26 protein-coding genes and 1 tRNA gene are annotated in these 25,897 nt (G+C 71.6%); 12 read left to right on the plus strand and 15 right to left on the minus strand.

Annotated features, from left to right (window positions below; translation table 11 throughout):
• Nucleotides 1-70 precede the first annotated feature (70 nt).
• Genes HYV14_05930 through HYV14_05940 form a run of 3 tightly spaced genes read left to right on the plus strand, consistent with a single transcriptional unit; the run spans nt 71 to nt 1,927 of the window.
• Entirely contained in the window at nt 71-1,369 is a 1,299-nt protein-coding gene (locus tag HYV14_05930) for a ferric reductase-like transmembrane domain-containing protein (GenBank protein ID MBI2385534.1), read from the plus strand.
• A complete protein-coding gene (locus HYV14_05935) occupies nt 1,366-1,716 on the plus strand; it encodes a cytochrome b5 domain-containing protein (protein MBI2385535.1) in 351 nt (116 codons plus the stop codon). The genes HYV14_05930 and HYV14_05935 overlap by 4 nt, the downstream gene beginning before the upstream one ends.
• Nucleotides 1,717-1,768: 52 nt before the next feature.
• Nucleotides 1,769-1,927 carry a hypothetical protein gene (locus HYV14_05940; protein MBI2385536.1) on the plus strand — a complete coding sequence of 53 codons (159 nt, stop codon included), beginning with the start codon at nt 1,769-1,771 and terminating at the stop codon, nt 1,925-1,927.
• Between the two features lie 6 nt (nt 1,928-1,933).
• Here the strand turns inward: HYV14_05940 and HYV14_05945 are convergent, their stop codons facing one another.
• Nucleotides 1,934-2,476: a hypothetical protein gene (locus HYV14_05945; GenBank protein ID MBI2385537.1), complete on the minus strand. Its 543-nt coding sequence runs from the start codon at nt 2,474-2,476 to the stop codon at nt 1,934-1,936.
• Nucleotides 2,473-3,081 (minus strand): hypothetical protein, encoded by a 609-nt coding sequence (locus HYV14_05950; protein MBI2385538.1) that lies wholly within the window; start codon nt 3,079-3,081, stop codon nt 2,473-2,475. The genes HYV14_05945 and HYV14_05950 overlap by 4 nt, the downstream gene beginning before the upstream one ends.
• Before the next feature lie 80 nt (nt 3,082-3,161).
• Here HYV14_05950 and HYV14_05955 point away from each other — a divergent pair, with 80 nt between their 5' ends.
• Nucleotides 3,162-3,926 (plus strand): universal stress protein, encoded by a 765-nt coding sequence (locus tag HYV14_05955; protein ID MBI2385539.1) that lies wholly within the window; start codon nt 3,162-3,164, stop codon nt 3,924-3,926.
• Nucleotides 3,927-3,935: 9 nt separating this feature from the next.
• Here HYV14_05955 and HYV14_05960 read toward each other — a convergent pair whose 3' ends face one another.
• The 3 genes from HYV14_05960 to HYV14_05970 are packed head-to-tail and all read right to left on the minus strand — an operon-like array spanning nt 3,936 to nt 6,768.
• Nucleotides 3,936-4,286 carry a response regulator gene (locus tag HYV14_05960; protein MBI2385540.1) on the minus strand — a complete coding sequence of 117 codons (351 nt, stop codon included), beginning with the start codon at nt 4,284-4,286 and terminating at the stop codon, nt 3,936-3,938.
• A 41-nt stretch (nt 4,287-4,327) separates the two neighbouring features.
• On the minus strand, nt 4,328-5,686 hold the full coding sequence (locus HYV14_05965; GenBank protein ID MBI2385541.1) for a sigma-54-dependent Fis family transcriptional regulator: 1,359 nt from the start codon (nt 5,684-5,686) through the stop codon (nt 4,328-4,330).
• Between the two features lie 8 nt (nt 5,687-5,694).
• Complete coding sequence (locus HYV14_05970; protein MBI2385542.1) at nt 5,695-6,768, minus strand: PAS domain S-box protein; 1,074 nt, start codon at nt 6,766-6,768, stop codon at nt 5,695-5,697.
• Between the two features lie 88 nt (nt 6,769-6,856).
• Between HYV14_05970 and HYV14_05975 the strand changes: the two genes are divergently transcribed.
• Together HYV14_05975 and HYV14_05980 are read left to right on the plus strand one after the other, a co-directional pair.
• Complete coding sequence (locus HYV14_05975; protein MBI2385543.1) at nt 6,857-7,942, plus strand: hypothetical protein; 1,086 nt, start codon at nt 6,857-6,859, stop codon at nt 7,940-7,942.
• 29 nt (nt 7,943-7,971) lie between these two features.
• Complete coding sequence (locus tag HYV14_05980; GenBank protein ID MBI2385544.1) at nt 7,972-9,795, plus strand: GNAT family N-acetyltransferase; 1,824 nt, start codon at nt 7,972-7,974, stop codon at nt 9,793-9,795.
• Between the two features lie 156 nt (nt 9,796-9,951).
• On the opposite strand, the gene HYV14_05985 is transcribed toward HYV14_05980, so the two are convergent.
• Complete coding sequence (locus tag HYV14_05985) at nt 9,952-10,242, minus strand: hypothetical protein (GenBank protein ID MBI2385545.1); 291 nt, start codon at nt 10,240-10,242, stop codon at nt 9,952-9,954.
• Between the two features lie 93 nt (nt 10,243-10,335).
• Between HYV14_05985 and HYV14_05990 the strand changes: the two genes are divergently transcribed.
• Genes HYV14_05990 through HYV14_06000 form a run of 3 tightly spaced genes read left to right on the plus strand, consistent with a single transcriptional unit; the run spans nt 10,336 to nt 13,621 of the window.
• A complete protein-coding gene (locus HYV14_05990; GenBank protein MBI2385546.1) occupies nt 10,336-11,949 on the plus strand; it encodes a methylcrotonoyl-CoA carboxylase in 1,614 nt (537 codons plus the stop codon).
• A 2-nt stretch (nt 11,950-11,951) separates the two neighbouring features.
• A complete protein-coding gene (locus HYV14_05995) occupies nt 11,952-12,731 on the plus strand; it encodes an enoyl-CoA hydratase/isomerase family protein (GenBank protein MBI2385547.1) in 780 nt (259 codons plus the stop codon).
• Nucleotides 12,719-13,621: a hydroxymethylglutaryl-CoA lyase gene (locus HYV14_06000; GenBank protein MBI2385548.1), complete on the plus strand. Its 903-nt coding sequence runs from the start codon at nt 12,719-12,721 to the stop codon at nt 13,619-13,621. Before HYV14_05995 ends, HYV14_06000 begins: the two co-directional genes overlap by 13 nt.
• A gap of 45 nt (nt 13,622-13,666) precedes the next feature.
• Here the strand turns inward: HYV14_06000 and HYV14_06005 are convergent, their stop codons facing one another.
• The 6 genes from HYV14_06005 to HYV14_06030 form a co-directional block, all read right to left on the minus strand.
• Nucleotides 13,667-14,224, minus strand: coding sequence for a GNAT family N-acetyltransferase (locus HYV14_06005; protein ID MBI2385549.1), 558 nt, complete (start codon nt 14,222-14,224; stop codon nt 13,667-13,669).
• Between the two features lie 172 nt (nt 14,225-14,396).
• Nucleotides 14,397-14,660 carry a hypothetical protein gene (locus tag HYV14_06010; protein MBI2385550.1) on the minus strand — a complete coding sequence of 88 codons (264 nt, stop codon included), beginning with the start codon at nt 14,658-14,660 and terminating at the stop codon, nt 14,397-14,399.
• An 89-nt stretch (nt 14,661-14,749) separates the two neighbouring features.
• Nucleotides 14,750-15,031, minus strand: coding sequence for a hypothetical protein (locus HYV14_06015; GenBank protein MBI2385551.1), 282 nt, complete (start codon nt 15,029-15,031; stop codon nt 14,750-14,752).
• A 32-nt stretch (nt 15,032-15,063) separates the two neighbouring features.
• On the minus strand, nt 15,064-16,338 hold the full coding sequence (locus HYV14_06020) for a hypothetical protein (protein ID MBI2385552.1): 1,275 nt from the start codon (nt 16,336-16,338) through the stop codon (nt 15,064-15,066).
• A 52-nt stretch (nt 16,339-16,390) separates the two neighbouring features.
• A tRNA-Arg gene (locus HYV14_06025) sits at nt 16,391-16,465 on the minus strand.
• Nucleotides 16,466-16,522: 57 nt separating this feature from the next.
• On the minus strand, nt 16,523-17,674 hold the full coding sequence (locus HYV14_06030) for a PAS domain S-box protein (GenBank protein MBI2385553.1): 1,152 nt from the start codon (nt 17,672-17,674) through the stop codon (nt 16,523-16,525).
• A 95-nt stretch (nt 17,675-17,769) separates the two neighbouring features.
• On the opposite strand from HYV14_06030, the gene HYV14_06035 reads away from it, so the two are divergent.
• The gene (locus HYV14_06035) at nt 17,770-19,038 is read left to right on the plus strand and encodes a dicarboxylate/amino acid:cation symporter (GenBank protein ID MBI2385554.1); all 1,269 of its coding nucleotides are present in this window, start codon (nt 17,770-17,772) and stop codon (nt 19,036-19,038) included.
• Between the two features lie 31 nt (nt 19,039-19,069).
• The gene (locus HYV14_06040; protein ID MBI2385555.1) at nt 19,070-19,249 is read left to right on the plus strand and encodes a hypothetical protein; all 180 of its coding nucleotides are present in this window, start codon (nt 19,070-19,072) and stop codon (nt 19,247-19,249) included.
• Here HYV14_06040 and HYV14_06045 read toward each other — a convergent pair.
• The 3 genes from HYV14_06045 to HYV14_06055 all read right to left on the minus strand — a co-directional run bounded on the left by HYV14_06045 (nt 19,246) and on the right by HYV14_06055 (nt 25,329).
• The gene (locus HYV14_06045; protein ID MBI2385556.1) at nt 19,246-21,669 is read right to left on the minus strand and encodes a tetratricopeptide repeat protein; all 2,424 of its coding nucleotides are present in this window, start codon (nt 21,667-21,669) and stop codon (nt 19,246-19,248) included. The two genes, HYV14_06040 and HYV14_06045, sit on opposite strands and share 4 nt — an antisense overlap.
• A gap of 169 nt (nt 21,670-21,838) precedes the next feature.
• A complete protein-coding gene (locus tag HYV14_06050) occupies nt 21,839-24,172 on the minus strand; it encodes a tetratricopeptide repeat protein (protein MBI2385557.1) in 2,334 nt (777 codons plus the stop codon).
• Nucleotides 24,169-25,329 (minus strand): DUF4932 domain-containing protein, encoded by a 1,161-nt coding sequence (locus tag HYV14_06055; protein MBI2385558.1) that lies wholly within the window; start codon nt 25,327-25,329, stop codon nt 24,169-24,171. Before HYV14_06055 ends, HYV14_06050 begins: the two co-directional genes overlap by 4 nt.
• A 104-nt stretch (nt 25,330-25,433) precedes the next feature.
• On the opposite strand from HYV14_06055, the gene HYV14_06060 reads away from it, so the two are divergent.
• Nucleotides 25,434-25,897 (plus strand): hypothetical protein (locus HYV14_06060; GenBank protein ID MBI2385559.1); only part of this gene is annotated, 464 nt, incomplete at its 3' end.

Raw genomic sequence — 25,897 nt, forward strand, 5'->3', positions numbered from 1 at the left:
GGCGCGCGCTCGTCCTGGCGAAAGGGCTTTTCGCCGAGCGCGGACGCAAGGATGCGGTCATCGGGGGAGCATGAGCCTTCCTCCTCGCCGGATGATCGGGGACGCGGTCCTGGCCCTCCTGGCCGCGGCGCCGCTGGCCTGGGCGTGCGGGCTCGGCGAAGGCGGGCCGGCGCTCCTCCTCCTGGGCCGGGCGGCGGCCGTGCTCGGCCTCTCTTTGCTCCTTCTCGCGGCGATGACCAGCGTCAGGATCCCCGGCCTCGACCACTGGTTCGGCGGTCTGACCCGGCTGTGGCGGATACATCATCTCCTCGGGGCGGCGGCGTTCCTCCTGCTCATGGCGCATCCGCTCCTGCTCTCGTTCGCGGCCGCGCGGTTCTCCGTCCGGGCCGCGTCCGCCGTCCTGTTCCCCGGGCCTTCCGCGTGGGGCGTCTGGGCCGGCTGGCTGGCGCTGGCCGTCATGTCGGCGTTCCTGGCGCCCACCTTCGCCTTCTTCGGCGCGCCGGAGCATCAGCGCTGGAAGGCCCTGCACGCGCTGTCCGGCGCGGCGCTGCTGCTGGGCCTGGCGCACGCCCTCTCCTCGGGAGCGCTCCTCTCGGGCCGCGCGGCCTGGGCGTGGTGGGGAGGCTACGGGGCCGCGGCGCTGCTCGCCTTCGGCTGGCGCGCCTTCGCGGCGCGCCGCTTCGCCCGGAAGGCCTATACGGTCGCCGGGGCGGCGGCGGCCGGGCGCGGGATCGTCGAGTTGACGTTGAGGCCGGACGGCCGCCTGCTCGAGCGCCGCGCGGGCCAGTTCATATACCTGACTCCTCTGGACCCCGGCCTCGCCGCGGGGCGGGGCGAGGAGCATCCGTACACGCTGTCGTCGGCGCCGGACGAGCCGGCGCTGCGCGTGGTGATCAAGGACCTGGGCGACGCGTCGCGCGCGCTGCAGAGCGTCGCCGTCGGGAGCAAGGCGCTCGTCGAGGGCCCGTTCGGGGAGTTCTTCCCTCGCGACGGCGGCGACGCGCCCGAGCTCTGGATCGCGGGAGGCATCGGCCTGACGCCGTTCCTCTCGCGCGTCCGCGAGCTGAGCCCGGCGCGGCCCGCGGACGTCCATCTCGTCTACTGCGTCCAGGACGAGACCCGGGCGCATTTCCGGGCGGAGCTCGAGGGCGTCGCGGCGAAGGTCCCCGGCTTCCGCCTGTGGATGCATCACTTCGCGCGGGAAGGGCCGCTGACGGCGGCCTTCCTCCGGTCGCGCTGCCCGGATTTCGCCGGGCGCGAGATCTTCGTCTGCGGCCCGCCGGCGCTGATCGCCGCCGCGCGGGAGGAGCTGCGCCGCGCGGGCGTTCCCTCCGCGCGCGTGCGCTCCGAGGATTTCAACTGGCTATGAAGCGCTTCATCCTCGCGGCGTTCATCTCCTTCCTCTCGAGCGCGGCGACGATAGGTCTCCTCGGGCGCCTGGCCCCGCCCGACCGGCCGGCGGCCGCGGCGGAGAGACGCGTCTCCGCCGCGGAGCTGGCCCGCCACGCCGCCGCCGAGGATTGCTGGCTGGCCGTCGAGGGCGGCGTCTACGACGTGACCGCGTACGTTCCCGCGCATCCCGCCCCGCGCCGCGCGCTGACCGACTGGTGCGGCAAGGAGGCCACGCGGGCCTTCCTCACCAAGGGCGTCGGCCGGCCCCACGGCGAGGAGGCGCGGGCCCTGCTGGAGACCTTGCGCGTCGGCGCGCTGCGCTGAGCCGCCCTGGCTCTTCCGTTGCGCCTTAGGCAGGTGACTGGCGGAGGACACCGTGGACGGGCAAGGAGACGCGGGAGCGGACGATCGTTGGCTCAAGGACAAGCGGGAGAAGAGCCGGATCTACCTGGCCATGAAGGAGGGACCTATGTCGATCTTCTACATGTTCGCGATCGCCGCCGCCTTCCTGTTTTTCCGCGGCCACGGGCGCTGAGCGGCCTCAGCGCGGGCGGTGGGGCAGCGCGTTCTTCTGCAGCCGCTCCATGCGCTCGTCGAGCGCGGTCTCGAAGCGGCGCTCGAGTTCCTTCTTGAGCGCCTCGAAGCGCGGGGCCTGCGCGAGCTTGCGTTCCCGCGAGTCGTACTCCAGGAAGTCGAGCACGGCGCGGGTGTCGTCCTTGGAGAGCGGCTCTCCGTGGAAATGCGCCCGCATGCGCATGCTCGCGAGGTAGAACTCCCACCAGGCGCGCTCCGCGTACGGCGCGTTGATCGAGCGCGCGAGCGTGTGGCACCGCGAGCAGAGTCTCGCGTAGGCCTCGTAGTCGCGCCGGCGCTCCGGAGGGTACGACGAGACGTCCACGCTGTCCGGCCCCAGGTCGCTGTAGAACAGGGCGGCCCTGCGCCTATCGGCCGGCGCCTCCGGGACGTCCGCGGCGCCGGACGGGGCGGCCGGGCCGGCCGGCACGGGAATCTCGCCCCATATCCGCCAGGCCGCGCAGCCCGCGGCGAGCAGGACCAGCGCGAGCGGGATGAGACGGGGCCTCATGGCGCCTCCCCGGAGGCGCCCGGCATCAGGCGCGGCTGACGCGACTTCTGCATGTGCTCGAGCAGCCTCTCGAGCGTGGGCACGAAGCGGCGCTTGAGCTCCTCGGTCCGCTCGTCGAAGCGCTTCTTGTCGTCCACCTTGCGCACGCGGGCGTCGTACTCGAGGAAATCGAGCATGGCCTTCATCTGGTCCGCCGGGATCGGCCCTTCGCTCTGCAGCCGGGAGTGCAGGCTCATGCGGATCATGTGGAAATGCCAGTAGGCCCGGCTCTGCACGGGGGAGTTCACCGCCCGAGCCAAGGTGTGGCAGCGCGCGCATTGCAGGCGGAAGAAGCCGTAGTTGTACCTCTGCTGGGCCGGGTAGGCGGAGACGTCGATCGAATCCGGGCCGAGATCGGCGTAGTAGAGCGTCCGGGGGAGTTCCTCCGCCGGAGGCAGCGCGGCCTCCCGGGCCGCGACGGGCGCCGTCGACAGCTCGAACTCCACGGCCGAGAACCGTCCGGCCGGGGCCGCCGCGGGGTCCTGGTAGCCCGACCAGCGGAACAGCGAGCACCCGGCGAGGAAGCCGAGGGCCGCCGCGAGCGCCGCCAGCGCGAGCCTGTTCATGGCCGTCGGGGAGCAACGGACCGACCACGCGCCGGACAGGCCGTTCCGTTGCTGGATCAAGGACGACGCCCGGAGGCCTCATGCTGCGATTCCCGCCGCGACGCATACTCGCCGCCGTCGAACCCGACGCGGTCTCGCTCCACGCCTGGGAGGCCGCCCGGGAGATCGCCGCGCGCTTCGGCGCCGGCCTCGAGGCCGTCTGGTGCGTCGTCCCGGGCCAGCGCCTCGACGGCCTGAAGAGCCTGCGCGCGCGGCTCGGCCCGGGGGCGCGCGTGCACGCCGTCAAGGGCGATCCGGTGTCCGCCCTGCGCCGCCTGGCCGGCGACCGCCGCGTCGACCTTCTCGTCCTGGGCACGCATCACCGCCCGGGGATCGTGCGCTGGGTGCGGGGCTCGGTCGCCGAGGCCGTGGTCCACCAAGCACCCTGCCCGGTGCTCGTCGTGCCGCGCGCCTGGCGCGAGCCGAGGAGCGTCCTGGCCCCGGTCCACGGCGCGCCCTACGCCCGCCGGGGGCTCCTGGCCGCGGCGGTCCTCGCCCGGGCCTACAAGGCGCGGCTGACGATGCTCGAGGTCGTCGAGGAGACCGACAAGGCGTCCTACGCGGCGCGGCGCGTCAGCGCGCAGGCCCGGAAGCTGCCGCCGGCGATGGCCCTGGCCGTGCGCCCCGAGCTCGAGGTCCGGGTCGGGCATCCGGTCAAGGAGATACTGCGGGCCGAGCGCGGCCGGGACCTGCTCGTCCTCGTCGCGCGCCGCACGTCGCTTCTCGGCGACATCGTCCTGGGGGCCACCGTGGAGCGCGTGCTTCGGCATTCGCGCATCCCGGTGCTGGCTATCCCCTCGCGCTGAGGCGCGCGCTCAGTGGCCCTGGAGCCAGGCGACGAGCGAGCTCACGGCGAGGGGCTTCTCGAACATGCAGTCGATCGGCGAGGTGCCGGCGTCCTCCTCGTGGAACACCGCGCTGACCATCGCTATGCGCAGGTCCGGCCGCAGGGCCTTGGCCTGGCGCGACAGCTCGAAGCCGTCCATCGGGTCCATGCGCCCGTCGGTGACCATGCAGTCGATGGGCCGCGTCGCGAGGAGCTCGAGCGCCTCGGCCCCGCTGCCCGCCGACAACGTCGGATAGCCCGCCCGCTTCAGCGACAGGCTCAGCATCGCCCGCAGGGAGGCGTCGTCGTCGACGATCAGGACGGCCGGACGGTTGTTCATCGGTACCGTATCTGCAATGAAACGGCCACCCGTCCGTCGAGCTACTTCTTCTTCGCCGGGATCCCGTACGCCTTGAGCTTGCGCCAGAGCGTGTTGCGGGCCACGCCCAGGCGCTTGGCCGCCGCGACCTGGTTGCCGCCGCAGTCCTCGATGGCCTGCAGGATATGCCGCTTCTCGGCGTCGTCGAGGGTCTCGCGCGGGTCGTTCTTGGCGGCCTCCGCGCTCGGCAGCATCTCCGGCGGCAGGTCGCCGGGCGCGATGGACGCCCCGGAGGCCATGATGAGCACGCGCTCGACGACGTGCTCGAGCTCGCGCACGTTGCCGGGCCAGCGGTAGCGGCGCAGCGCGTCGGCCGCCGCGGGGGAGAACTTCACCGCGGCGCCGCCGAGCTTCTTCTTGGCCTTTCTTAGAAAATGTTCAGCCAACGGAAGGATGTCCTCGGGGCGCTCGCGCAGCGCGGGCAGCTCGATGGGGAATACCTTGAGACGGTAGTAGAGGTCCTCGCGGAACTTGCCCTCGGCGACGAGCTTGGTGAGGTCCTTGTTGGTCGCGGCCAGCAGGCGCCCGGAGACCTTGAAGGGGTGGTTGTCGCCGACGCGGCGTATTTCGCCTTCCTGCAGAGCCCGGAGGAGCTTGACCTGCAGGCCCGGCGTCGTCTCGCTGATCTCGTCGAGGAACAAGGTCCCGCCGTTGGCCTCCTCGAAGAGGCCGCGCTTGTTGCGCTCGGCGCCGGTGAAGGCGCCGCGCACGTGGCCGAACAGCTCGCTCTCGAGCAGGCCCTCGGGCAGGGCGCCGCAGTTGATCGCGACGAAGGCGCCGTTGCGCCGGGGGCTCTTCTCGTGGAGCGCGCGCGCGATGAGCTCCTTGCCGGTGCCGGACTCGCCCATGATCAGGACCGTGGCCTCGGTGGCGGCGACCTTCGAGACGAGGTCGAGGACCTTGCGCATCGGCGGCCCGGAGAAGACGATCCCGTCGAAGCTGTACTTGTCCTTGACCTCCTCGCGCAGCCGCTCGACCTCGTGGACGAGCCGGCTGTGCTCGAGGGCCTTGTCGAGCACGAGGTTGAGCTCCTCGGGCTCGACGGGCTTGGTCAGGTAGTCGAAGGCCCCGGCGCGCATCGCGGCGACGGCCGTGTCGATCGAGCCGTGCCCGGTCATCACGAGGACCTCGACGCGGGGGTGCTTCTCCTTGGCCGCCTTGAGCACCTCGAGGCCGTCGAGGTCGCCGAGCTTGAGGTCGGTGACGACGGCGTCGTACTCGGACGCTCCGAGCTTGGACATGGCCTCGGCGCCGCTCTTGGCGACGTCGACGGCGTGGCCGCGGCGCTTGAGCTCCATGCCCAGCATCGCGCCGAGCGAGAGGTTGTCTTCGACGAGAAGGATGCGTGTCTTGTCGTTCATGTTCGTTGTCAGTCCTCGATTCGCGGCAAAGTGACGGTGAAGGTGGTCCCGTGGCCGAGCCGGGTCTCGACGTCGATGCGGCCGCCGTGCGCCTTGACGATGCTCTCGGCGATGGCGAGGCCCAGGCCCGTGCCCTGCTGCTTGGAGGTGCGGAAGGGCTTGAACAGGTCGGCGCGCAGCGACTCGGGGATGCCCGAGCCGGTGTCGGTGATCGCGAACCAGGCCAGGTCGTCGCCCTTGCCGGTGCGCACCGTCACCGTCCCCTTGCCGCCCAGCACCTGGATCGCGTTGAGCAGGATGTTCCAGACCACCTGGCGGATCTGGTCGGCGTCGAAGGGGAAGGGCTTCAGGTCGTGGTTGACGGCCAGCGCGAGGCGCGCGTCGCCCACGAGGTCCTTGTTGACGAAGGCCATCTGCGCGACGTCGGTCAGCAGCGCGTTGAGGTCGTTCTGGCCGGAGTTCATCGGGCGCGGGCGCGCGTAGGACAGGAAGTTGCTGAGCGCCTCGTTGAGGCGCTTGCTCTCGGTGCGCAGGACGCGGGTCACGGTGTCCTTGTCCTCTCGCGTCAGGCCCTCGTCCATCAGCTGCTGCGCGGCGATCACGATGGAGCCGAGCGGGTTGCGGATCTCGTGGGCGACGACGGCCGCCATCTCGCCGATGGTGGCCAGCGCCTCGGAGTGGGCCAGGCGCTCCTGCATCTGCTTCTGCTCGCTGAGGTCGACGCCGTTGGAGATGTAGCCGAGGATCGCGCCCGCCTCGTTGCGCACCGCGGTGATGGTCAGGATCAGCGGCACCTCGCGCCCGTCCTTGGCCTTGTTGATGAGCTCGCCGCGCCAGTAGCCCTTCCTGGGGTCGAGGATGCTGCGCCACATCCTTTTGTAAAGCTCGTCGGTCGAGTGCCGGGAACGCAGGATCGCGGGGGTCTTGCCGATGACCTCCTCGCGGGTATAGCCGTAATGGGCGGTGAAGGCGTCGTTGACGTTCAAGATGATGCCGTTCGGGTCGCTGTAGAACATCACGTCGTTCGAGCGCCGAAAACCCATCAAAAGAAGGTCTTTCAGGTCGATGTCTGATTTTGGCACGTGTTCCATTATGTAGCAAATTTCGAGCCCAGGCGCTTTGGCAGGAGTATTGCTACAATGCCGGTAGGAACAAAATGGCCAAAATAAAATGATGAAGCAATCCCAGAAGCTGTCATTAGCGGCAAGTCAGCGGCTCACCGTCATGGGCCGCATGCGCATGGCCGATTGGATCGAGATGCCCGAGCGCGAGTTCGCTCAGGAGATCGTCAAGCTCGAGAAGGACCCCCTGTTCCAAAAGTTATACTTCGGGGACGGCCGCATCCCCGGAGCCTTCCGCCGCCAGCGCTGGCCGGGGGGGAGGCTGTCCGGCTCGTTCTACGAGATCGACGAGCGCACCGCGGCGGGCGCGGGCGAGCGCGTCGGCGTCGAGGAGTTCGCGCAGACCCGCGGCCCGGCGCTGGCCGCGATCAAGCGCATGGGGCAGAAGGATTTCGAGCGCTACTTCCTCCACGGCGAGGACGCGCTGACCCTCGAGGAGATCGGCCGCCGCACCGGCCTGAAGCCCGAGGAGGTGCGCAGCATCCACGAGCTCGTCGTCGAGCTCGGCGCGCGCGCCGAGTTCGAGACCGCCGTCGAGGCGCCCTCGGCGTCGCCCGGGCGCCAGTCCGCGTGCCTGGCCCAGATCTCGCTGTCCGGCGGGGTGCCGTCCTTCGAGTTCTACGCGCCGTACTGGGCGCGCGGACTGTATCAGGTCCGCCACGACCTCCTCGACCGCTGGAAGGACGACGGCCTCACGCCGGTCGAGCGCAAGCACCTGCCCGGCCTGCTCAAGCGCCTGGAGACCTTCAACCTGCGCCAGAGCACCTTGTACCGCCTGCTCGAGATGGTCGCGCGCCTTCAGGTCGATTTCCTCAAGAGCGAGCAGGCCGTCGACGTCCGTCCGATCAGCCTGCGCCAACTGGCCAAGCGTCTGGACCTGGCTCCGAGCACGGTCAGCCGCGCGTTCGCGCGGCGCTCCGTGCAGCTGCCCTCGCAGCGCGAGCTGCCCCTGATCTCGTTCGTGCCCGGGCGGCGCTGCGTCCTGCGCGAGTTGCTCGGAGGCTGGCTCGCCGAGAACGCCGCCGTCACCGACGCCGCCCTCGCCGAGCGCCTGAAGCTGGAGCGGGGCATCTCCGTCTCGCGCCGCACCGTCAACGCCGTCCGTCACGAGCTGCACGCCGAGAAGCGCCGCTGATCGAACCTCGTACCGACCGCCCTAACCACATGAAAACCATCACCGCGGCTCAGGCTCTGGCGCCCCTGCGCAGCGGCCAGCGCGTGCTCGTCGGCTCCGGGGCCGCCGTCCCGCAGGCGCTCGTCTCGGCGCTGTCGGCGCGCGCGATGGCTCTCGCCGACGTCGAGGTCATGCACCTGATGACCCTCGCCAAGGCCCCGTACGCGGCGCCCTCCTTCAAGGGCCACGTCCGCCACAACGCCCTGTTCATCGGCGCCAACACGCGCGAGGCCGTGGGCGCGGGCCTCGCCGACTACACGCCCTGCTTCCTCCACGAGGTCCCGGGCCTGTTCCGCTCCGGCCATCTCCCGCTCGACGTGGCGCTCGTCCAGATCGCGCCCCCGCGCGGGGGCGTCGCCTCGCTCGGCGTCTCGGTCGACGTGGTCAAGGCCGCGGTCGAGTCCGCCGCCTACGTCGTCGCGCTCGTCAACCCGGAGATGCCCTGGACCGAGGGAGCCTCGACCGTCCCCCTGTCGGACATCGACGCGTTCGTGCTGGGCGACGGTCCCATCCTGGAGCTCCCGGTCCGCGAGGCCACGGCCGAGGCGCTGTGGATCGGCCGCTACGTGCGCGAGCTCGTGGAGGACGGCTCGACCATCCAGGTCGGCATCGGCGCGATCCCCGACGCCGTGCTCGCCGCGCTCGCGGGCAAGAAGGACCTCGGCGTCCACTCCGAGATGATCTCCGACGGCGTCCTGGACCTCGTCGAGTCGGGCGCGGTCAACGGCAAGAAGAAGACGCTCCACGCCGGTGCCGTCGTCGCCTCCTTCTGCATGGGCAGCCGCCGCCTCTACGACGCGGTCGAGGACAACCCGCGCTTCCTCTTCCATCCCAGCGACTACGTCAACGACCCCGTCGTCGTCGCGCAGAACCAGCGGATGGTGTCGATCAACTCCGCCTTGCTCGTGGACCTCACCGGCCAGGTCGCCGCCGATTCGCTCAACGGCCGCCTGTACAGCGGCGTCGGCGGCCAGGTGGACTTCGTGCGCGGCGCCGCCGCCTCGCGCGGCGGGAAGTCCGTCATCGTCCTGCCATCGACGGCGAAAGGGGGCGCGGTCTCGCGGATCTCGTGCGCGTTGTCCCCGGGCACGGGCGTGGTCACCTCGCGCGCCGACATCGACTACGTGGTCACCGAGTACGGCATCGCCAGCCTCAAGGCCAAGACGATCCGCCAGCGCGCCGTCGCGCTCATCCAGATCGCCCACCCGCGCTTCCGCGCGGCGTTGGCTCAAGAGGCCGCGAAGCTCGGCCTGATGGACGCGGGCCACGTCCTGCCGCCGCCGGACGGCGCCTATCCGATCGAGCTCCAGTCGCGCCGCCGCGTCGGCGAGCTCGACCTGGTCGTGCGGCCCTTGAGCCCGGCCGACGAGAAGGCCTTGAAGGACCTCTTTTACGCCCAGTCCGAGGAGACGACCGCCCTGCGCTTCGGCACCCCGCTCTCGCGGCTCTCCGAGACCCAGTTCCAGGAGCTCGTCGCCATCGACTTCCGCACCTCGATGGCCCTCGGCGCCTTCCTGTGCGAGGGCCGCCGCCGGCGCCTCGTCGGCGTCGCGCGCTACCACACCCGCGACGGGGAGAACGAGGCCGACCTCCACGTCGCCGTGCGCGACGACTTCCAGCGCAAGGGCGTGGGCAGCGAGCTGGTCCGGGCCCTGGCCCACACCGGCGCCGCGCGCGGCGTGGACTCCTTCCGCGGCGAGGAGCGCGGGCCCGGCATCGCGCGCCTGCTGCGCCGCTGCTTCTCCGAGGTCCGCGAGCGGGGCCTCGGCCCCAACGGCATGCGCATCTGGGCGCGCCTGGCCGACATCCGCTGAACGGTCGCTCGCGGCGGTCGTGGGCCTGCCTGGCGAGCTCGGCGGCGCGGCCTTCGCCGGCTTCGAGCGAAGGCGACCATGATTATCTTGAGATAAACACGCGGCCGCTCGGTCCTGGACCGAGTCGATGGCGCCGGAGAGGCTAAGGTCTCCGGGTCAAGCGCGCCAGACGCGGAACTTCCAGGTCCGCTCCTGCATGTGCTCGAGGTGCATCTTCAGGAACAGCTCGGCGGCGGACTCGTTCATGTGCTGGGCCAGGATCTCCACGGCGACGTCGTCGCTCGGCGCCCAGCCTTCGGTCTCCGGGGGAGGCTCGCGCCTCAGCCGGGCCGCCGTCTCGGCGGACTCCGCGGTCGTGACCACCAAGAGGCTTTCGAGGCGGGTGCGGTTGAGGATCTCGTAGATGTGGACCTTGCGCGTCTCGGTGTTCACGGGCGTGATGGACATGCCTCAGTATGGCCCCGGGGCGCCGGTGACGCCAGTCACTTCGCGAGTCTTAACCCATTTTTTACCAAGAGGAGCATGTGGTATCATCCGCAGATGATCGACTCCGACGTTCCTCCGATAGAGTCCCTGGCGGCCCGAGACTCCTCCGAGTTCCTGGCCAACGCCCAGCACCATCAGGCCCTGCTCCAGGACCTCCATGCGCGCCTCGAGAAGGCCCGGGCGGGGGGCTCGGCGAAGTCGGTCGAGCTGCACCGCTCCCGCGGCAAGCTCACCGCCCGCGAGCGCGTCGAGCGCCTCCTCGACCACGGCACCTTCTTCCTCGAGCTGTCCGCCCTGGCGGCGATGGGCCTCTACGACGACGAGGTCCCCGGCGCCGGCATGATCTCCGGCCTGGGCGTGATCAGCGGCCGCCTGTGCGTTATCGTCGCCAACGACGCCACCGTCAAGGGCGGCACCTACTACGCCGAGACCATCAAGAAGCACCTGCGCGCCCAGGAAGTGGCTCTCGAGAACCGCCTTCCCTGCGTCTACCTCGTGGACTCGGGCGGGGTGTTCCTGCCCAAGCAGGCGGAGGTGTTCCCGGACAAGGAGCACTTCGGCCGCATTTTTTATAACCAGGCCTTGATGTCTTCGCTGGGCATCCCTCAGATCGCGATCGTCATGGGCATGTGCACCGCCGGCGGCGCCTACGTCCCCGCCATGGCCGACGAGTGCGTCATCGTCCGCAACCAGGGCACCATCTATCTCGGCGGCCCGCCCTTGGTCAAGGCGGCGACGGGGGAGGAGTCCACCGCCGAGGAGCTCGGCGGCGGCGACATGCACAGCCGCACTTCGGGCGTCACCGACCATCTGGCCGACAACGACGAGCACGCTTTGCAGATCTGCCGGTCGATCGTGGCCAGCCTCAACGCTCCTCTCTTCGACTTGGGCCAGGGCGAGGCGCCCCTCTACCCCGCCGACGACCTGTACGGCCTCGTCAACCGCGACCTCCGCCGTCCGGTCGACCCGAAGGAAGTGATCGCGCGTCTCGTGGACGGCTCGCGCTTCCACGAGTTCAAGTCCCTTTACGGCTTGACCATGACCACCGGCTTCGCCAAGATCCACGGCCGCCCGGTCGGCATACTCGCCAACCGCGGCGTCCTCTTCTCCGAGGCGGCGCTCAAGGGCGCGCATTTCATCGAGCTGTGCGACCAGCGCAAGATCCCGCTCCTGTTCCTCCAGAACATCACCGGCTTCATGGTCGGGAAAGATTTCGAGCAGGCCGGCATCATCAAGCACGGCGCCAAGCTCGTGCAGGCCGTTTCGACGGCGCGCGTCCCTAAAATAACGGTCATCGTCGGGTCTTCGAACGGCGCGGGGAATTACGCCATGTGCGGACGAGCCTACGGCGCCCGCTTCCTGTTCACCTGGCCGAACGCGCGCGTCTCCGTGATGGGCGCCGACCAGGCCGCCACCGTCATGACCATCATCAAGCGCGACCAGCTCAAGCGCGCCAAGCAGGAGCTCAGCGCCGAGGACGAGGCCAAGATCCAGGCGCCGATCCGCGCCCAGTACGAGACCGAGGGCCATCCCTACTTCGGCACCGCGCGCCTGTGGGACGACGGCATCATCGCGCCCGCCGACACGCGCCGGGTCCTCGCGATGGCCCTGGCCGCCGCGGCCCACGCCCCGATCGGCGGCCTGCACCGGCCCGTCTTCCGGATGTGACGATGGAATACCAGCACCTGAAGGTCCACGCCGGGCCCGTCACCAAGGTGACGCTCTCGCGTCCCGAGCAGCGCAACGCGATGAACGCCGAGACCTTGCGCTCGCTGACCTTGGTGTTCCGGGAGATCGCGCTCAACCCCTCCGTCCGCGCCGTGATCGTGACCGGCGGGGGCAAGGACTTCTGCGCCGGCGCCGACGTCAACTGGATGAAGGAAGCGGGCAAGCTCTCTCCCGAGGAAGGCAAGAAGGACGCCCGCCTCCTGGCCGACATGCTCCAGTCCGTCGACGAGTGCCCCGTCCCCGTCATCGTCGCCGCCCAGGGCAACGTCTTCGGCGGCGGCCTCGGCCTCCTCGCGGCCTGCGACATCGCCGTGCTGGCCGAGGACGCCAAGATGGCGTTCTCCGAATGCCGCCTGGGCATCATGCCCGCCGTCATCTCGTCCTGGGTCCTTCCGAAGATCGGCGCCGTCAACGCGCGCCGCTATTACCTCACCGCGGAGGTGTTCGGCGCCGAGGAAGCCGTCCGCATGGGACTCGCCCATGAGGTCGTGCCCGCCGCCGAGCTCTACGCCAAGGCCGACGCGATCGCCGCGAACGTTCTCAAGTGCGGCCCGAACGCCGTCCGCGCCGCGAAGGCGCTCCTGCCGCGCCTCGAGCGCCTGGGCCTGCACCAGCAGGTCGGCATGACCGTCGATACCTTGGTCCGCCTGCGCTCCTCCGCCGAGGGCCAGGAAGGCCTGGCCGCCTTCCTCGAAAAGCGAGCTCCCGAATGGACCCGGTAAAGCCTCCGGCCCGTCCGACGCCCCGCCTCGTCGAGGTCGGCCCGCGCGACGGCCTGCAGAACGAGAAGAACCCGCTCTCCGTCGCGGCCAAGGTCGCCTTCGTGGACGCGTTGTCGGAGACCGGCCTCAAAGAGATCGAGGCGGGGGCCTTCGTCAACCCCAAGTCCGTCCCGCAGATGGCCGACTCCGAGATCGTGTTCGCGCGCATCAAGCGCAAGCCGGGAGTGATCTACTCGGCGCTGGTGCCGAACGAGAAAGGTCTCGACCTGGCTTTGGCCTGCAAGGTCGACAAGGTCGCGGTCTTCACCGCGGCCTCGGAGACCTTCAACCAGAAGAACATCAGAGCATCGATCGCCGAGTCCATCGAGCGCTTCCGTCCCGTCGTCCTGCGCTCGCGCCAGGCCAAGCTCCCCGTCCGCGGCTACGTCTCCACCGCCTTCTGGTGCCCGTTCGAGGGCCAGGTCCGCCCTGAGAAGGTCGTCGAGGTCGTCAAGATGCTCTCCGGCATCGGCGTGCAGGAGTTCTCCATCGGCGACACCATCGGCAAGGCCTCTCCGGATGAAGTCCGCAAGCTGCTGTTCCTCCTGCTCAAAGCGGTCCCTAAAGACAGCGTGTTCTTGCATTTCCACAACACCTTCGGCCGCGCGGTCGCCAACGCGATCGTCTCATGGAAAACATTCGGGATCTCAGGATTCGACGCCTCCGCCGGCGGCGCCGGGGGCTGCCCCTACGCGCCCGGCGCGTCGGGCAACGTCTCCACCGAGGCCCTCGTCTCCGCGTTCAAGGCCGCCGGCTCCGACGTCGGCGTCGACGAGGTCAAGCTCAAGGCCGCCGCCGCGGGCATCTTCAAGCACCTCGGCCGCCCGGTCGGCGCCCGCCCCGCGAAGTAAGCCGCCCGCCTCATCGAGCCGCCGGCCGATCGAGCGACGATCGTTCTACTCCCATTCCCGCCGCAGCAGGCCGTAAACGTATTCGTCCACGAACACGCCGTTCTTCAAGACGGACTCGCGGACGGCGCCCTCCCGCTTGAAGCCAAGCCGCTCGAACAGCCTGATGGATCTCTCGTTGACGGCGTATATCTCGGCGCCTATCCGGTTCATGCCGAGCGTCGTGAAGCTGTAGTCGATCGCCGCCCGCAGCGCCTCGCTCGCGAATCCCTTGCCCCACTCCCGCTTCTCGCCGATCACGACCGAAAGCCGGCACCGCCGGTTGTAGCGATCGACGTGGGCGATGATCCCGTAGCCGATGAACTCGCCGCTATCCCGTTTTCGGATGGCGTAGCGGATGATCCCCGCGTCCGCGGGGGCGCGCATCGCGCGTTCGATGTTCGCGCGCGTCGCCTCCAGGCTCTCCGATTCGCGATCGTCGGGCTGATCGTCGCTGAGATCGAGCAATTCCGCGTCGTTCTCCCACCGATTCATCTTCTCGGCATCGGACGACGCGTGCGCCGTGAGGATCAGCCGGTCAGTCGTCAGTTGGAACATCGTGGTCATCTGTCGCGTGGGTGCCTCCGCGAGTGCTTCCGTTCAACTGTTTCCGGAAACAGTTGCCGTTACCGAGTAATGAGCGTTGCTCGAATTGTAGCGCGAAAACCGGGATCGCGCCAGGACAAAACGAAGGCCCCGCGCCGTCGCCGGCGCCGGGCCCTGTTTTACGGCCGCCGGATTAGTGCGCGGCGGGCGCGGCCTCGGCGGCGGGAGCCTTGGGGGCTTCCTCGGCCTTCTTCTCGGCCTTGGCGGCCTTCTTGGCGGCCTTGCGGGCCTTCTTCACGGCCTTCTTCTCGGCCTTGGCGGCCTTCTTCTCGACCTTGGCCGGGGCGGCCTCGACGGCCGCCGCGGGAGCGGCGGTCTCGGTCTTGGGGGCGGCTTCCTCGGCGAACAGCGGGGCGGTGAGGCCCAGGACGGCGACGGCGATGAGCAGCTTCTTCATGGCGTGTCTCCTTATCTATGGATGGTGCGGATTCTAAGTCGGGACGCGGGCCCCGGCGGGCCGCGTCAGGTCGCGCCTGGCGGGGGAGTCTAGGCGGCGAGGGGAGGCGAGTGGGAGCGCGGCTCGGGCGGCGGCGCGTCGGCCTTGAGGCACGCGGCGGCGGCGGCCGGGAGGCGGACGGGGAGGAGCGCCACGACGCAGCCGTCGGCGATGAAGCCGGGGCACGGCGCGGAGCGGAGGTCCTGCTCTTCCGACGCGGCGGACAGCTCGACGGCGGTGATCTCGTCGGGCGGGTTCGTCGGGCGCTCGCCGATGAGAAGAAGGGCGCCGAGCAGCAGGGCGGGAGCGAGGAGTCGGAGGAGGATATTCACGGGTCTAGCGGCGCGAACAGCGTATCATTTTTTCAATTCGAACCGTTCCGCACGCGGTTCCAGGCGATCTTGAACCGTTCGATGAGCCCGGCCGGCTTCTGGGGCGCGGCCTCGACGGGGGGCGGCTCGGCCTTGGGTGCCACGGCGATGGGCGCGGAGGGCGCCAGGCGGGCGGTGATCGCGGGGGGAGCGGGGCGGTCGGCGGCTTTCTTCTCGGGGACGGTCTTGGCGGCGACGCTCGCCGGGACGGCGGGCGGGGCGCGGGAGCGGCGCTTCTCCGGGGCAGGCTCCGCCTTGACGACGCGCTCCTTGGGCTGGGAGAGGAGGACGGCGAGGTCGGAGAGATCCAGGGTCGCGGGCGGTCCGCTCGCAGCGGCGGCCTCGGTCTTGTCTTGCTCGGCGGTCAGGCGCTCGAGCTCGCGCAGCAGCTTCAGGGCGCTCTGCGCGTAGCCGGGAGGCAGCTCGTTCTGGCGGGAGACGGTCTCGTGGAGCTGGGGGAAGACGGGGTGGTAGTACATGCGGTGCTTGCCGCCCTGGCGCAGCACGAAGCCGAAGCCGGCGTACAACGTGTCGAGGTCGCTCTGGCCCCAGCCGTTCTTGTTGTTCTCCATGTCGACGCGCAGCTTCATCGCCGTGCCCGAGGGATCGAGGACGTACTTCGGCTTGGCGGGCGCGGCCGAGGCGGCGGGGGCGGCGGGGCGGGCCGGGCGGTCGACGACGGCGCCGGCGTCGCGCTGGAGGAGGAAGGTGCGCACTTCCCAGGCCTTGGCCGAGGCGAGGGAGTAGCCGTCCTCCACCGCGGCCTTGCCGCCCTCGTCGAGCCAGGGGCCGTAGTGCTCCCGCATCTCCATGAGGCGCGAGACGGCGGCGTACAGCTCGGCGCGGGTCTCCTTGTCCATCGTACGGCCGGGCTTGGCGAGGGCGCGGGCCTGCTCGGCGAGCTCGTAGGCCTTGGCACGGACCGCCTCCTTGGCGTCCTCGGTCGCGAGCTCGACGGCGCCCTTGCGGTCGGCGGGAGTCATCTTGACGAAGGCCTCGGGCGTGACCGAGAGGGCCTGCGCCAGCGACTGCACCAGAGGCGCGGCGGAGCGAAGGGCCTCGGGCGATTCCAGCGACGGCGCGCTCAGTCCCGAGGGGAGCAGAGCGGCGATGGTGGGATCGGTGAACGCGACCGAGAGAGGGCCGACCCACGCGCCCGCGGGGGGCGCGAACACGGCGCCGGCGGGAGACGACACGACGCCGGCGCGGGCCTGGACGGCCAGCGCCGCGGCGAGCACCAGAGGGATCGCTCGACGGAAGAGGGGCACGACCGAAGTATAGCCCCGGACCGGCGCGTTCGCCAGGGGGAAGGGAGGAAAGTGGTGCGCCCGCCAGGAATCGAACCTGGACCCGCAGCTTCGGAGGCTGCTGTGATATCCATTTCACCACGGGCGCGGTGAGGTGGGAGCTTTCGGTATTTTAACTTAAAAAGGCGCCGGGCGGCCGCGCCGTCTACTTGACCGTCAGGTCGCGTCCGATGCCGACGAGCCCCAGCAGGACGCCGTCCTTGTCGCGGAGCGCCGCGGCGCTCCAGAAGATCGGGATCTCCTCGCCCCGCTTGGTCAGGAGACGCGTGGTGCGATAGTTCAGGCCTTTCTCCAGGGCCGTCTTGAGGCCCTCGGCGGCGATCTTCTCGTCGCTCCCGGCGAGCTTGAGCGCGTGCATCCCCTTGAGCTCCTGGGGGGAATAGCCCGACACGCGCTCGAAGACCTGGTTCCAGTCCTGCAGCCTCATGTCCGCGTCGAGACGGTAGAAGAGGTCGGGGATGGATTTGAGGATGGCTTCGCGCTCGGCCAGCATGCGCGCGAAGGCCTCCTCGGACTTGCGGCGCTCGGTGATGTCGTCGGCCAGGCCGACGAGGCCGGTGACCTTGCCCTCGGCGTCGTGGAGGAGGACGGTGGACATCCAGCAGGTGAAGGTGGTCCCGTCGCGGCGGACGTGGCCGACCTCGCCCGCCCAGGAGCCTTCGCCGAGGACCTTCTTGTTGAAGGGGAGGACGTCCCGCTCCATCTGCTCCGGCGTGTGGCTGATCTCCATCGGCTGGCCGGTCATCTCGTCCGGGGCGTAGCCGTGCATCTTGCCCCAGGCCCGGTTCACGAACCGGAGGCGGCCCTCCATGTCGGCGATGGCGAGGCCGTCGTGGGCCTGGTCGACGGCGGCGCGCAGGCGGAGCAGGTCGGTCTGCGTCCGCACGCGCTCGCTGACGTCGCTCATCACCACGCGGTAGAGCAGGGCCCCGCGGGAGTCGTGACCCAAGGTCCGCTCCAGGCGGGCCCAGAAGGGGGCGGCGGCGCGCCGCATGCGCAGCTCGAAATAAGGCGGAGCCTCCTTGGACGGGAACTTCCTGAACGTCCGCCGGAAGGCGCCCCGGTCCTCGGGGTCGACGAACGCGCCCAGCGGGCGCTTGAGGAGGAGGTCTTTCTCCACGCCGAGCATCGCGGCGACGGTGAGGTTGGCCTCGAGGATGCGGCCCGTCGCGGAAAGGGTGAAGAGACCGACCGGGGCGAGGTCATAGAGGTTGACGTAGCGCTCGCGCAGGGCCGCGAGGTCGCGCTTGGTCCGGCTCAGCTCCTGCGCCGCCGTCGGCTTGGTTTTCTTGTCCATGTCTTAAATGCGCGAAGTTACATTATAGCATCCGGAACGGTCCGCGCGGCCGGGAGCTTCGGATTTGAGCGGGCCGGTTTATGTAGGATAGCGCGATGCCCCTCCACCGGAAGATCTTGATCGGCTTCGCCGCGGGCGCCGCGGCCGGGCTGACCTTGCACGGCCTCTTCCCGACGGCGCCCGAGGCCCTGACCCTCTTCCTCGACTACGCCGCCGAGCCTCTCGGCCGGCTGTTCCTGCGCCTGCTGCTGATGGCCGTGCTGCCCCTCGTGGTCAGCTCCTTGATATTGGGCGTGGCCGAGATGGGGGACGCGGCGAAGCTCGGCCGCGTGGCGCTCAAGACCTTGGGCTTCACCTTGCTGATCACCGGGCTCTCCGTGCTCACCGGCCTCGTCGCGGTCAACGTGTTCCGCCCGGGCGACGGCTTCCCGCCGGAGGTCCGCGAGGCGATGCTCAAGACGGGCAAGCTCCCCGCGATGCCCGCGGGGGACGGCGTCAACTTCGCGCAGCGCCTGCTCGCCCTCGTGCCGGACAACCCCGTGAAGGCGGCCGCGACCGGGGACTTCCTCGGGGTGATGTTCTTCTCGATGCTGTTCGGGCTCGGGCTGATCCGCGTGGACAAGGAGAAGGCGCGGCCGCTGCTCAAGCTCCTCGAGTCCGTCAACGAGGCCTCGATGGCGTTCATCCACCTCGTCATGAAGATGGCGCCGTTCGGCGTGGGCGCGCTCGTCATGAACCTGACCGCGCGCTTCGGCTTCGGGCTCCTGCGGCAGCTGCTGGGCTACGCCTTGGTCGTGGTGGGGGCGCTGGCGTTCCATCAGTTAGCGACCTACTCGTTCTTCGTGAGGACGCTGGGCGGCCTCAGCCCCCGTCTGTTCTTCAAGCGCATCCAGGAGGCGATGCTCACCGCCTTCGGCACGAGCTCGTCCTCGGCCACCTTGCCGGTGTCGATGCGCGTCGGCGAGGAGACGCTGGGCCTGCCGCGCGAGATCTCGCGCTTCGTGCTGACCGTCGGCGCCAGCGCCAATCAGAACGGCACCGCACTGTACGAGGGCGTGACCGCCCTGTTCCTGGCGCAGTGCTTCGGCGTCGTCCTGACCTTGCCCCAGCAGGGCACCGTGCTCCTGCTCTCGATCCTCGGCGGCGTGGGCACGGCCGGCGTGCCGGGCGGGTCGCTGCCGATGCTGATGGCCATACTCGCCTCCGTGGGCGTGCCGCCGGAGGGCGTCCTGCTCATCCTCGGCGTGGACCGCTTCCTGGACATGTGCCGCACCGTGCTCAACGTCAGCGGCGACCTGCTGATCGCAGTGCTCGTCTCCAAGTCCGAGGGCGAGGCCCTTCGTCCCCTGCCGTCCAAGGACTGACCCCTTCCGAGCCGGCGGCCGAAGCGTTGCGTTGACGCCGCTCATGAACGACCGCCAGGAGCCCCGCGAGAAGGAAAGCTGCACGCTCTGCCGCTGGATGGAGATGCTGCCGCAGCCTTACGGCGCCGTCGAGTACTTCTGCGTGAGCAGGCAGGAGACGATCCTGTCGAGCGCGCTCGGCAAGCGCCGCTGTCCGAAGTTCGAAGCCTAGGGCCTCGCGGCCAGCCAGATCGCCTGGCCGTACTCGTCGCGGCGGAAGCCCCGGCTCAGGCGCAGGCCGGCCTCGAGCAGGTCCTCTTTTTTCTCGAGTCCGGTGCGCTCGCGGATATGGGCGATGACCGGGGCGGGGATGGCCTCGAACTCGGCGTTCATGCCGGCCTCGTCGCCGAGCGCGGCCTTGGCGAGCGCGCGGTTGAAGCGGGCCCACAGCCACACCGGCGTCGCCGGGCCCGAGTCCCCGGCGGCGCGCGGGTCGAGGTCCTCGAGCGCCTCGCGGGGACGGCCGAGGGCGCGCTTCGTCTCGCCGCGCCAGACGTACGCCTCGAAGTCGAGCGGGTACAGGCGCAAGGTCTCGTCGAGCTCCGCGAGCGCCTCGGCGGGCCGGCCGAGCTTCAGCAGCGCCGCGCCCCGCCAGCAGCGCGCGCACTGCGCGCCGAGGGCGGCGGCCTCGTCCAGGAGGCGGAGGGCGCGGTCGTAGCGCCCCGACCACAGCTCGAAGGCCCCACGCCAGGCGAGGACCTGCCCCTTCTCGCTTTCGGGAGCGGCGCGCAGGGCGCGGTCCATCCCGGCGAAGGCCTCGGCGCGGCGCCCCAGGCACAGGTTCGTCTCGGCCAGGAAGCAATGCGCCCTCCAGTCGGCGGGCTTGGCGGCCAGAGAGCGCTTGAACCACGCGGCCGCGTCCTCGAATCGAGACGCCATCATCGCGGCCGACGCCGCCCGGAACCACATCCAGCCGTAGCGCTTCGCCGGGTAGCCCGCGAGGCGCTCGAAATGAGGGAGGCCGTCGGGCCCGCTCAGCGAGCCGCGGTAATAATGGAGCCACGGGCCGCGCGGCTTGGGCCCCAGGGCCCGCTCGAAGGCCCGCAGCTCGCGCAGCAAGGTCTCGCGAGGGGCCCGCTCGTCCCACTCCCACGGGTCCCAGAACCCGCGGATGTCGGGCAAGGTCGGGCCCGCGTCGAGGATCCGCTCGGCCGCCGCGATCGCGTCCTCGTAGCGCCGCAGCTTCATCAGCGCCTTGAACTCGTCGGCGCGGGCGCCGCGCCGCCGCGCCGCGGCGGCGGCCCGGCGCAGCATCCCGCCGGCCGCCGCCGGACGGCCCGCGGCGTCGAGGACCGCGGCGAGGCTCAGGCACGCCGCCGAGTCGAGCGGATCGCAGCGCAGGACGGCGCGGAGCAGGCGCCCGGCGAGGCCGAGGCGGCGGGCGAACAGCGCGTCGAGGCCGCGCGCGCGCAGGAGCTCGGCGAGGCGGCGGCGCGCCTCGGCGTCCTCGGAGGAGACGGCGAGCGCCGCGCTCAGGACCGCGCCCGTCGCCTCCGGGCTCTCCGCGGCGAGCGAGCCCTCGAGGCGCGCGCGCAGCAGCTCGACGAGGAGCCGGCGCGACTCGCCGTCCCCCGGCTCGAAGGCCAGCGCGCGGCGCAGCAGCCGCTCGGCCTCTCGCGGGGCCCCGGCGGACAGCCGGTCCCGGGCGCGCGCGTGCATCCGCTCGAGGAGGCGCCGGCGCGACTCCTTGTCGCGCGGGTCGATCATCAGGGCGCGGCGCAGGACCTTCTCGGCGGCGTCCGTCCGTCCCGCGGCGAGCAGGCCCCGGGCGCGCAGGCGCAGCAGCTCGAGCAGGCGGTGGCGGGATTTCTCGTCGCGCGGCTGCAGGGCCAGCGCGGCCCGCAGCGAGCGCTCCGCGTCGTCCATGCGGCCGCCGGCCTGATGCGCCAGCCCGCGCTGATGCAGCAGCTCGCCCAGGCGGCCGCGCGACCGCCCGTCGCGCGGGGCGACCGCGACGGCCGCGCGCAGGGTCTTCTCCGCGGTCGCCAGCTTCAGGGCCTCCGTCTGCGCGTGAGCGCGCAGGCGCAGCAGGTCGGCCAGCAGCCGCCGGGATTCCTCGTCGGCGGGGGCCAGCGCCAGGGCCGCGCGCAGGTCCTTCTCCGCCGCCGCGAGGCCGCTGGCCGCCGCGCTCGCCTGAGCGCGCATGCGCAGCAGCGAGATGAGCCGGCCGCGGTGCTCCGCGGCCGCCGGCTCGAGCGCCGCGAGCCGGCGCAGCGCCGCCTCCGCCGCGTCGAGGCGTCCCGCGGCGAGGAAGGCCTGGGCGCAGGAGGCCAGGGCCCCGGCGAGCAGGCGGCGCGCCGCCGGCGCGCGCGGCCTGAGCGCGAGGAGGCGCCGCGCGGCGGCCCGCTCGCCGGCGAGCTCCGCGCGGCGCAGCATCAAGCCGGCGAGTCCCGCGTAGGCCGGGGCGTGGAGGGGGAAGTCCTCGACGGCGCCGAGGAAGGCGAGGAGGGCCTCGCGGGGCCGCCCCAGCGACTCCAGCGCGTGGGCCGCGAAGACGCGCGCCTCCGGGCCGGCCGCGCTCCGGAAGCGGCCCAGCGCCTCGCGGAAGCGCCCCGCGTTGAAATGTCCGATCCCGAGCTTCAGTTGATCCAAGGGATGGCTAGTTTAGGACAAATCCACCTATGCGGAGGAACGGATGAACCACGAAGGCACAAAGACACGAAGACACGAGGAACGGCAAACGATGAAGAGTCGACGGCCGCCGGCATCGACGTTCGCCGCGACCATTCTTCCGTCCTTCGTGTCTTTGTGTCTTCGTGGTTCATTCTTTCCTCGGGAGCCGGGCCCGGAGCAACTCGTCGTGGCGCGCGCGCAGCAGCGCGCGCAGCGCGGGCTCGCCGCCGGCGCTCGGCGTCGCGTCGTAGAGGGCGAGCTCCAGGTCGAGGCGCCCGCGCGCGGCGTATATCGAGCCCAAGGTCAGCACGGCGGGTAAAGCCGCCGGGTCGAGCTCGAGCGCGGCGCGCAGGTCCTCGATCGCCGCGTCCGCGCCGCCTCCGAGATAGCGGCACAGCCCGAGGTCGGCGAGCAGCGCCGCGTTCGCCGGCTGCTCCCGCGCGAGCGGCTCGAGCAGGGCCAGCGCGCCGGCGTAGTCCTTCAGGTCCTGATGGATCAGCGCCATGCGCCGCCGGCCGGCGGGGTCCGGGTCGAGGCCGCGCGCCTGCGCGAGGGAGGCCAGCGCCGCGGGGCCGTCTCCGGTCCGGGCGGAGAGGTCGGCGTGGTCGATGCGTAGGCCGGGGTCCCGCGGCGCGGCGGCCATGAGTCCGGCCAGCAGGCTCCGCGCCGGACCGGGGTCGTCGAGCCCCTGGTGCAGGGAGACCATGAGCCTGCGCTCGTCGAACGACGGGTTCAGGGCCCGGGCCTCGGCGAGGCGCTGAAGCGCCGTCTCCCGGTCTCCCGCGCGCGCCGCTCGCGTGGCGCGGTCGATCTCGAGACGCGCGCTCGGGGGAGAGTCCTTCTGGATCTCATGGAGGAGCTCGACGGCGCTCGCGTCGTCCTTGAGGTCTTGATAGAGGAAAGCGATGCGCTTGCGGGTCTCGAGGGCGGGCGACAGCGCGCGGGCCTCGGCGAGCTCGCGCAGCGCCCGCTCGCGGTCTCCGTCCGCCGCCGCGACGGCCGCCCGGTCGACATGCAGGAGAGGGTCCTTGGGGCTGGCCTTGACGAGGCGGTCGATCAGGTCCCGCGCCGGGCCCGCGTCGCCGAGCTCGAGGTGGAGCAGGGCCATGCGGCGGGCGGCTCCGGGGTCCGGGCGCCGGGCCGCGGCGTCGGCGAGCCCCCGCAGCGCCGCGGCGCGGTCCCCCGTCCGCGCCGCGGCCAGGGCCCGGTCGATGCGCAGGCGCGGCTCGTGCGGCGCGGCGGCGATCAGCCCGTCGAGAAGGTCCCGCGCGGGGCCGAACTCGTTGAGCTCCAGATACAGCTCGGTCATGCGGCGGCGGGCGGCCTCGTCGGGCTCCTTGCCGCGGGCCTCGTCGAGCAGGCCGAGGGCCGCGGCGCGGTCGCCGGCCTTGGCCGCGAGGCCGGCCCGGTCGAGCAGCAGGCCGGGCTGCCGCGAGCCGGCGGCGAGGATCTCGTCCGAGAGCTCCCGGGCGCGGGCGTCCTCCTTCAGGTCCTGATAGAGGAAGATCATGCGGCGCGTGGTCTCGACGTCCGGGCTGAACGCGCGCGCCTCGGCGAGCAGGGACAGCGCGGCGTCACGGCCGCCGGCGCGCGCGGCGGCCGCCGCCTGCTCGACGCGGATCGCGGCGAGGGCCTCGAGGCGCGGAGCGAACGCGCGGAGGGTCTCATGCCGGACGCGCTCGCCCTCGAACTCCTTCAGCCGTTCCGCGAGCGGCCGGAGATGCGGCAGGCGCTCGGACTCCAGGCGGGCCAGCGCCGCGCGGTACGCTCTTTCGCCCAGGTCGCGCGCGATCACGCGCAGGCCGACCGCGGCGGCGAGGTGCGCCGGGATGGAGCCGGCCGGCTCCCGGATCCAGCCCGCCGCCTCGCGGCACAGCTCCGCCGCGACGGAGCGCTCGAAGTCGTCGAACCGAAAACGGGTCCCGCGGCCCGCCGGCGTCCCCGCGCGCACGCTCAGCTCGGCGAGGCCTTCGTCGTCGGGCAGCAGCGGGGCCAGGAGGAAGCGGCGGTCTCCTTTCATCGCGACGCCCATGTAGGCGAGCGCGGACTCGGGGCTGATCGCGTGAAGGGACTCCCTCCGGGCCGTCTCGACGAAGGCGCGGTGATCCTCGCCGCGCGACGCGAAGAACGCGGCGAAGCCCGACGCCTTCTCGAAGTCCACGAGCTCCGCGGCCAGCGGGTCTCCCCGGGAGGGGGACAGCGCGGCGCGCACGAGAGCGGAGGCCGGCGCGCCGCCGCGCCGCAGGTCCCGGACCCGGGCCACCGCGGGGTGCGCGGCGTGCGCCGCGAACGCGGCCTCGGCGGCGGCGGCGTAGGCGTCGAGGCCGTCGGGACGGCGGGCGCGGAACTCGGCGGGCTCGGCCAGCATCAGGACGACCGAGGCCAGCTCGACCCTCGCGTCGACCGCGAAGCCGGCGGACGCGGCCGCGGCGCGCGGCGCGGCGGCGGCGAGCATGACGGCGGCGGCGAGCATGGCCCTCATCGGGCGTCCGCGCGGAGCAGCCGCGCCGAGACGGCGGGATCGAAGAAGTCGGCGGCGGAGGTGATCCGCGGCTCGGCGGGCACGGCGAGCCTGCGCGGCCGGCGTCCGGGGAAGGCCGATTCCTCGAAGACGGCGAACCAGCGCGGGAGGAAATGCCACAAGGTGGGGTACAGGTCGCGGCGGGCCTCGTACTCCTCGAGCCGCTGCGTCAGCGCCTTCACGAGGCGGCCCTCGGGCGCCGCGGCGGAGGCGAGCTCCTCGGCGGGCGCCGGGGCGATGCCGGACTTCCGGTTCAGGCGCGCGATGAGCGCGGTCGCCGCGTGATGCTTCACGCAGTCGGGGCTGGCCAGGCGGCAGCGAGCGAGGGCCGGCCCGTAGAAGTCGGCGGGGACCGGGACGTTGAGCCTCTCGAAATAATGGAAGGCGGGGTCGATGAAGACGAACAGCGGCTCGGGCCAGACGACGCGCGCGAAGCCCCCGGCGTCGATGTCCGGGGACATGGTGTACACCTCGAACGACCGGGCGCCGAGGTTCGCGGGGGGGAGCGGATAGGGGATGATGAAGGCGTGCGTGGCGGCGCGCTGCGGCATGATGATGTAATGCGAGCGGCTCGCGAGGCTCATCCCGAGATAGTCCTCGATCGCGGCGACGGGATCGACGGTCCCGAGCTTCCGGCGCGCGCTGTCCTCCAGCCCGGCGTGGAAGGCGCGTTCGCCGCGGAAGAAGGCCATGAAGTCGGAGGCCCGCGCGAGGTCGCGGAGCTCCGCGACGAAGCGCTGCAGCTCCTCGGCCTCCCCGGGGCCGTTGAGGTAATGGACGTCGGCGTCCGGATCCTTCAGCGCCAGCTCCGGCGGGTCCGTGAGGTAGAGCGGGATGGTCGCGACGGCCTCCTCCCGGGAGGGCGCGGCGGCCAGGTCCCGGTACAGCGCCACGGCCGGATGGCCGCGGAAGGCGCCGAAGCGCTTCTCGATGCGCTCCCGGTACGCGGACGCGGCGGCGTCCGCCTTCCCTTCCCCGGAGAGCTGCCGCACGACGGCGAGCAGCTCGAAGCGCGGGTCCACGGACAGGGTGAAGGAGGCCGGGGCGGCGGAGGCGGCGGAGACGGCGGCCAGCGTGAAGACGAGGACGGCGCGCGCCCGAGAGAACGAGAGGTGCATCGGGACGGAGCATAGCTTCTGGATCGCATCCCGTCAAGACCGGATCGCCGCGTCGGATCGCCGCGCATCTGGCGCCGCGTTCGGCCATCTGTTACCCTCCGGAGATGGAAGAGGACAAGAGGCTCCAGGCGGCCGGCGCGCTGGCCGCGATCGTCGCCCTCGTCCTCGTGGTCGTGCAGTTCGCGGGCGGCCGTGCGGCGCCCGGGGCGTCCTCGGGACCCGGCTGGTACAGTCGGGTCAACCCCTTCGGCTCCCAGCCGAGCGCCGGTCCCGCGCCCGCTTACGAGCGGCCGGCGCCGGAGCTCGCTCCTCCCGAGCGCGTGATGACGAACGCGGCGTCGCGCCAGTTCTCGAGTCCGACCTCGGCCGGCTCCTCGGGCGGCCTCGCCGGCGCCGAGCCCGTCTCCGCGCCGGACGCGGCCGCGAGCGCGCCGATGAGCGCCCCGCGTCTGGCCGGCGGCGGCTACGTGGATCTCCCCGACGGCGGGCGCGCGCCGGTCGCGTCGGCGGTCGCCCCGCGCGCTCCGCCCGCGGCCGGCCGCGCGAGCCCGCCTCCTCCCGCGCGACC

This window comes from Elusimicrobiota bacterium, assembly GCA_016182905.1.
In the GTDB taxonomy this organism is placed as follows: domain Bacteria; phylum Elusimicrobiota; class Elusimicrobia; order UBA1565; family UBA9628; genus GWA2-66-18.

Coding starts and splice junctions, on each gene's coding strand:
- HYV14_05930 (MBI2385534.1), top strand. CDS start 71: ATGAGCCTTCCTCCTCGCCGGATGATCGGGGACGCGGTCCTGGCCCTC.
- HYV14_05935 (MBI2385535.1), top strand. CDS start 1,366: ATGAAGCGCTTCATCCTCGCGGCGTTCATCTCCTTCCTCTCGAGCGCG.
- HYV14_05945 (MBI2385537.1), bottom strand. CDS start 2,476: ATGAGGCCCCGTCTCATCCCGCTCGCGCTGGTCCTGCTCGCCGCGGGC.
- HYV14_05950 (MBI2385538.1), bottom strand. CDS start 3,081: ATGAACAGGCTCGCGCTGGCGGCGCTCGCGGCGGCCCTCGGCTTCCTC.
- HYV14_05955 (MBI2385539.1), top strand. CDS start 3,162: ATGCTGCGATTCCCGCCGCGACGCATACTCGCCGCCGTCGAACCCGAC.
- HYV14_05960 (MBI2385540.1), bottom strand. CDS start 4,286: ATGAACAACCGTCCGGCCGTCCTGATCGTCGACGACGACGCCTCCCTG.
- HYV14_05965 (MBI2385541.1), bottom strand. CDS start 5,686: ATGAACGACAAGACACGCATCCTTCTCGTCGAAGACAACCTCTCGCTC.
- HYV14_05975 (MBI2385543.1), top strand. CDS start 6,857: ATGATGAAGCAATCCCAGAAGCTGTCATTAGCGGCAAGTCAGCGGCTC.
- HYV14_05980 (MBI2385544.1), top strand. CDS start 7,972: ATGAAAACCATCACCGCGGCTCAGGCTCTGGCGCCCCTGCGCAGCGGC.
- HYV14_05985 (MBI2385545.1), bottom strand. CDS start 10,242: ATGTCCATCACGCCCGTGAACACCGAGACGCGCAAGGTCCACATCTAC.
- HYV14_05990 (MBI2385546.1), top strand. CDS start 10,336: ATGATCGACTCCGACGTTCCTCCGATAGAGTCCCTGGCGGCCCGAGAC.
- HYV14_05995 (MBI2385547.1), top strand. CDS start 11,952: ATGGAATACCAGCACCTGAAGGTCCACGCCGGGCCCGTCACCAAGGTG.
- HYV14_06000 (MBI2385548.1), top strand. CDS start 12,719: ATGGACCCGGTAAAGCCTCCGGCCCGTCCGACGCCCCGCCTCGTCGAG.
- HYV14_06005 (MBI2385549.1), bottom strand. CDS start 14,224: ATGACCACGATGTTCCAACTGACGACTGACCGGCTGATCCTCACGGCG.
- HYV14_06010 (MBI2385550.1), bottom strand. CDS start 14,660: ATGAAGAAGCTGCTCATCGCCGTCGCCGTCCTGGGCCTCACCGCCCCG.
- HYV14_06030 (MBI2385553.1), bottom strand. CDS start 17,674: ATGGACAAGAAAACCAAGCCGACGGCGGCGCAGGAGCTGAGCCGGACC.
- HYV14_06035 (MBI2385554.1), top strand. CDS start 17,770: ATGCCCCTCCACCGGAAGATCTTGATCGGCTTCGCCGCGGGCGCCGCG.
- HYV14_06050 (MBI2385557.1), bottom strand. CDS start 24,172: ATGAGGGCCATGCTCGCCGCCGCCGTCATGCTCGCCGCCGCCGCGCCG.
- HYV14_06055 (MBI2385558.1), bottom strand. CDS start 25,329: ATGCACCTCTCGTTCTCTCGGGCGCGCGCCGTCCTCGTCTTCACGCTG.